Raw genomic sequence first — 5326 nt, 5'->3', positions numbered from 1 at the left:
CGTCGCGCTCGCCTGGCTCAGCGTCGAATGAATGCTCGCGAGGTTTTGTGCTGCCGTCGCCACCACGTCTGGCGCCGCGACCACAAACGACATCTGCGTCTCCCATCCACCGTTGACCGCGCGAAACCTGGGAAGCTTGAGACTACTGTGATTACACTCACATGTCTGCGGAAACCATAATTCTCGTACGAGTTTGCCCGGCGTGAACTCGGGGCTGGCCTGCAGCAGGCGTTCGGTAAGCCGTTAACCTGCGCCGATGGCCAGCGCGAGCTGCTCGGGCCCGTAGATCAGCAAACCGGTCGCGAGTCCGCTGATCGGCGTGCCGCCGACAGTCGTGGTGACCGTCCCGATCAACGGGATACCTGTGGCTACGGAGGCGGTGTACGGCGTCGGTGGGACGAGAATTCCGTCCAGCGGGAGGTTGATCGTCGCGGGAAAACCGGAAACCTCGAAAGCAATGGGCAGCGTCGACTGACCGTTGAGGAAGGCGTCGGTGACCACGGCCGGTGCATCGATCAATGCGGTGGCCGCCCCCGACCAGTTGCCGGTCCGCACCGCGTCGGTGAAGGCGGTGGTGCTGGCCCCTAGGGCGTTCGCCGCGTTGATCGGCGCACCGATCGCATCGAGGGCGAGCGCGGTGGGCAGCCCGGCGATGTTGGTCAACGAGAAGTCGAAGCCGGTCGGAATGTAGAAGGGAGGCGGCCCGTAAATGACCTGGGCTACCACCACCGCGTTGAGGGATGTGTCGGTGACCGTGTCGAGCACGTTGGTGACGTTCTGCGAGATCTGCGCCGGGATGGAGCCGGGCGGCAGCAGGCTGGTGAGGTACTCCGCCCTCATGCCCGGGATGGTGAGGATCGGCGACAAATCCGCCAGAGCGCCCGTCAGGCGGACATCGGCGGTCAGCGTCCCCGGGAGGCTTCCGGTGGTGCTGACATCCACACCCGTGACGAACAGATTGGTGAATCCTTGCTTCAGGTCGCCCACCGCACCGTTGACGTCGCCCGCCGCCAGGGCCTGGAAAGCCGATTGGAGGGCCGTCGGCAACTGCTGCAGTCCGATGCCGAAGTCGTGGGCGGCGTTCTGCAGGGAGGTGGCCCAGATCTGGGCGTAGGCGATCTGGTTGGCGACGAACTGCTGGACGTAGGGCGCCGGGTTGAAGGCCAGCAGCGCCTGGACCGCCGCCTGAATGTTGGCGGGCAGGTTGGCCAGCACCGTCGGGAAGTTCTGGACGACGTATCGGATGTCCGCCGCGATCGCCTGCGCGTAGCCCGTCTGGTTGACCAGGAACTGGTGCAGGAACGGCGCGGGGTTCGCCTGCCAGGTGTTGCCGAGGATCTGCAGGTTGTCGACCGTGTGGTTGAACAGGGCCTGGTAGGGGTTGGCGACGGCGGCCAGGCCGGTGCCCGCGCCCGCCTGCAGCAGTACGGAGCCGAGTTGACCCGAGAGCACCGATACCGCGCTGCCGTTCTGGACAGCGGTCAGGGCTCCACCGACGGTTTGGCCCACCGACGTGCCGCCGAGGAGCGAGGCGGCCGACGCCGCAGCGGCGCTACCGTTCACCGCGCCCAGCAGGTTCTGCCCGGCATTGGCGGCCTCGGTGCCGAGGTAGGCCCCGGCGCCGGCGTTGAGCAAAGCGACGAACTGCTCGTGGAAGGTCTGCGCCTGGGCGCTGATCGATTGGTATTGCTGCCCGAAGGCGCCAAAGGTGGCCGCGATTCCGGCGGACACCTCATCTTCGGCTGCCGCCAGGATCCCGGTCGTCGGTGCCGCGGCCGAGGCCGTGGCCTGGGCCAGCGACTCGTGCAGACCCGCCAGGCCTTGCGCTGCCGCCCGGACCGAGTCCGGCGCCACGAGTACAAACGACATGTCCGTCTCCCATCGACTCGATCGACGGTCACCCGACGGCCGTCGAGGCAATGTGAGCGTAGTCACACCCGCAGGGCGTGCGCGGCAAAATTGATGTATTGGGTGCGTTAGCCGGAAATCGAATACTGCCGTCGTTGTCAGCCGTCGCCGCATGTCGGCCAGTGCGCCGTTTGTTCGGCACATCGCCGACGTGGTTTGCGGGCCAGGGCACCGAGCTCTTCCGGTGCCCTGGCCCACGCCCCGACTACTTGACGGTGATGATGGGCGCGCCGATGGCCTCGGCCAGTGCCTGCGGGAAGTAGTTCAGCAGGCCGGGAACGATGCCGCCGAAGCTGGTGGTGTCGGTCGGAAGCGGGCTTCCGGCCAGCATGATGGTGGCGGTGTCGAGCGGGCTGATGATCCCGCCGATCGGAATGATGGTCTGCGACGCCAAGCCGAACAGGTCGAACGGAGGCAGGGTCACCGTCATCTGCCCGTTGAGGAATCCGTTGGTGATGACGGCCGGGGCATCGAGGACCGCGGCGATGGCACCCGAGACGTCCCCGGTCTGCACGGCGCCCAGGAACGCACCTGCGCTCGCTTGCACCGCGTTCCAGGTGGTGAGCGGCGAACCCACCAGGTCGAACGCAAGCGTTGACAGCAACGGAACGGTCAGGTGAACCGCGGTGACGGTGTTCAGGTTCGCCACGACCGCCGTGTTCGTGAACGTCGTGAGCAGGTTGGTCAAGTTCTGCGCTATCTGAGTGGGGATGGACGGAGGCATGAAGTTGACCAAGTTCTGCGCCATCTCACCGGGAATGCTCAGGATCGGCAACAGGTCACCCAACGTGCCCGTTGGGGTGACGATGACATCCGGGGAGACGAATTGGCCGTTGAGGCCGGTCACGAACAGGTTCTGGAAGCCCTGCTGGACGGCGTTGAGCGCCCCGGTGACGTTGCCCGCGAGCAGATCCTGGAAGGCGGATTGGAAGGCCGACGGCAGGCCCGCCAGCCCCGTGACGAAGTCCTGGGCCGCGCTTTGCAGGCCGGTGACGACCGTCTGGACATAGCCGATCTGCTGGTTGATGAACTCCTGCACGTACGGCACGGGGTTGAAGGCCAACAGCCCTTGAATGCCCGCCTGGATGGTCGCGGGCAGGTTGGCCAACTCGGTCGGCAGGTTGACGAGACCGTTTCCGATCGTCGTGGCGATCGTCTGCGCGTAGCCGATCTGGTTGTTGACGAGCTGGTGCAGGAACGGGAACGGGTTGTTGATCGTCGTGGTGCCGATGGTTTGCAGGTTGGCGAGGGTATTGGATACGAGCGTGTCGTACGGGCCGGCGATCTGGTTGGCGAAGACGTTCGCGCTGGTAACCAGCCCGGGCACCCCGCCCGTGGCGAGGGCCTCGAATCGAGTCCCGAAGCCGGTGACGGCTTGCGAAACGCCTTGCGCGCCCGTCTGGATCGCGCCCGACAACGACGCGGGCGCACCGAGAATCGCCGACGAGAGCCCGCTGACGTCGGCCTGCACCGCGCCCACGGCGCCGTTGATGCCGGCACTGACGGATCCGCCGAATTGCCCGACGGCCGCCTCGACGCCGCCGAGGGAGCCGCCAAGGGTGCCGCCGATATTGCCGACGATATTGCCGTTGAGCAGCGTCTGCCCGGCGTTGACGGTTTCGGCCGCCGCGTAGGCACCCGCACCGGCGTTCATCATCTCCACGAACTGTGCGTGGAACACCTGCGCCCGGGCGCTCAGCGCCTGGAACTCTTGGCCGACGTTGCCGAACAGCGAAGCGACCGCGAGCGATACCTCGTCCTGCGCCGCGCTGGCAATCCCCGTGGTGGGAAACGCCGCGGTCGAGGCGGCCTCAGCCAGCGACGAACGAATACCGGCCAGATCGGAGGCTGCGCTCTCCACCAGGTCCGGTGTCGCGATCACAAACGACATATCAATCTCCTTGACTTAGTGCCCGATGACCAGCGGTCGACCCGCTGTTAGACGTGAGGGTAATTGAGCAGACACTACTTGTGGGTAATATTTGCCCACTTTTCTCACAAAAGCATGAAAAATATTGTCGGATAACGTTTTACGGTACGCCGACGGCCGCCACCGCAGTTGCGGCGGCGTGCTTTCCATGCCCTGCCCAGAAAGAGATGACCGACAGTCGTCCGGGCGAGCATTGATATTACTCACAAGTACATTATTTGCAAGTAAGGGGCCCTGGCGTCGCCGGCCCGCGCCGGAAACCGGGGGTATGTCTGCCGACCGAGCGCGCGAATGCCGACCAGCTCGCCGGCCCTCGGAACGACAGCGAAGGGATGAACGGGCCGCGGGCCCGCCGATCGCGGCCGCGAGATCTGCCGGCAGGAAGTTAAGCATGCCCGGCAGGGTGCCGCGGAGGGGGGGTCCCGTGACCGACGCGGGTTCTGCGCCATCTGCCGGGGGATGGACAAGATCGGCAGCAGGTCGCCCAGGGCGGCTCCGCCGGGCGTGATCGTGACGAGACCGCCGGTTCCCGTGACCGTGTCGAAGCCCATGAAGAACAGGTTGAGGAAGCCCCGCCCGACGTCGGTCACCGCTGCCGCGGCGTTGCCCGCCACGGGCGACCCGAAGCCGGCCTGCACCCCCGTGTTCTGGAGGAATATCGCGACGGTCTGGGCGTAGCCGATCTGCCGGCTGACGAACTGCTGCAGGTACGGCGCCGGGGCGTCGGCGAACCCGGCGGGCAGATCCTGGAGGCCGGCGCCCAAAGCGCCGGCAATCGCCCGGCCGTAGCCGAACTGGTTGTTGACGAACTCGTTCAGCAACGGGAACGGGTTTGCCGTCGCGGTGCCGCCGTCCCGGCGCCCCGCCGGTGCCCAGCACCGCAAGCTGAGACTCGAGTCCGGCAACGGTCCGCGAAACCCCTTGCGCGCCAGCCTGAATCGCACCGGACAGCGCCGCGGGCCCGCGGCGGTCGATGACGCCGAGCCGGCGAATTGGCGCGGGGGCAGCGCCTGGGCGCTGAGCGCCTGGAACTCCCGGCCGACGTTGCCGAACAGCGCCGCGACCCCGACCGACACCTCGTCCTGGGCCGCGCTGACCACGCCCGTGGCCGGTCCGGCCGGTTCCGCGGCCGCGCACCAGATCCGGCGTCGCGATCACGTATGACATCGCAGAACTCCCTCGACTCTTCGCCCGATGACCGGCGGTCATGCACTGGTGGACATGAGCCTAAGAAGGCGTTTCCTACTGGCAAGTAATCACGCGGAAGTTGGCGGAATCCCTGCGAAACATGGCCGTATCCGAGGGGTGATCGCCGCGGCCGGCGTCTTCGCCGCCCGTCTCAGGCGCGCAGTTCGGCGCCGACGCGTTCGGCGGCGCACCGCACCGCGGCATCGCGGGCGGCGCTGGCGTCGTCCTCGGTGAGCGTGCGATCCGGCGCCCGGAAGCGCAGCGCGAACGTCAGCGACTTGCGGTCCTCGCCGATCTGCG

General features: G+C 66.9%; 4 protein-coding genes. All 4 read right to left on the bottom strand.

Going from position 1 to position 5326, the window contains the following annotated elements; all coding sequences use genetic code 11:
• Positions 1 to 243: 243 nt before the first annotated feature.
• Positions 244 to 1869, bottom strand: coding sequence for a PE family protein (locus AC2VON_RS23795; protein WP_486955054.1), 1626 nt, complete (start codon positions 1867 to 1869; stop codon positions 244 to 246).
• Between the two features lie 244 nt (positions 1870 to 2113).
• Positions 2114 to 3799 carry a PE family protein gene (locus tag AC2VON_RS23790; protein WP_486955053.1) on the bottom strand — a complete coding sequence of 562 codons (1686 nt, stop codon included), beginning with the start codon at positions 3797 to 3799 and terminating at the stop codon, positions 2114 to 2116.
• Between the two features lie 242 nt (positions 3800 to 4041).
• Positions 4042 to 4980 carry a PE family protein gene (locus tag AC2VON_RS23785; protein ID WP_486955056.1) on the bottom strand — a complete coding sequence of 313 codons (939 nt, stop codon included), beginning with the start codon at positions 4978 to 4980 and terminating at the stop codon, positions 4042 to 4044.
• 197 nt (positions 4981 to 5177) lie between these two features.
• Positions 5178 to 5326, bottom strand: a 149-nt coding sequence (locus tag AC2VON_RS23780; protein ID WP_486955055.1) for a phenylalanine--tRNA ligase subunit beta-related protein, incomplete at its 5' end; no start/stop codon positions are given.

It is taken from the genome of Mycobacterium sp. TH-M82, assembly GCF_057473605.1.
The sequence above is the reverse complement of the archived record's forward strand: the minus strand, read 5'-3'. Positions and strand labels throughout refer to the sequence as shown.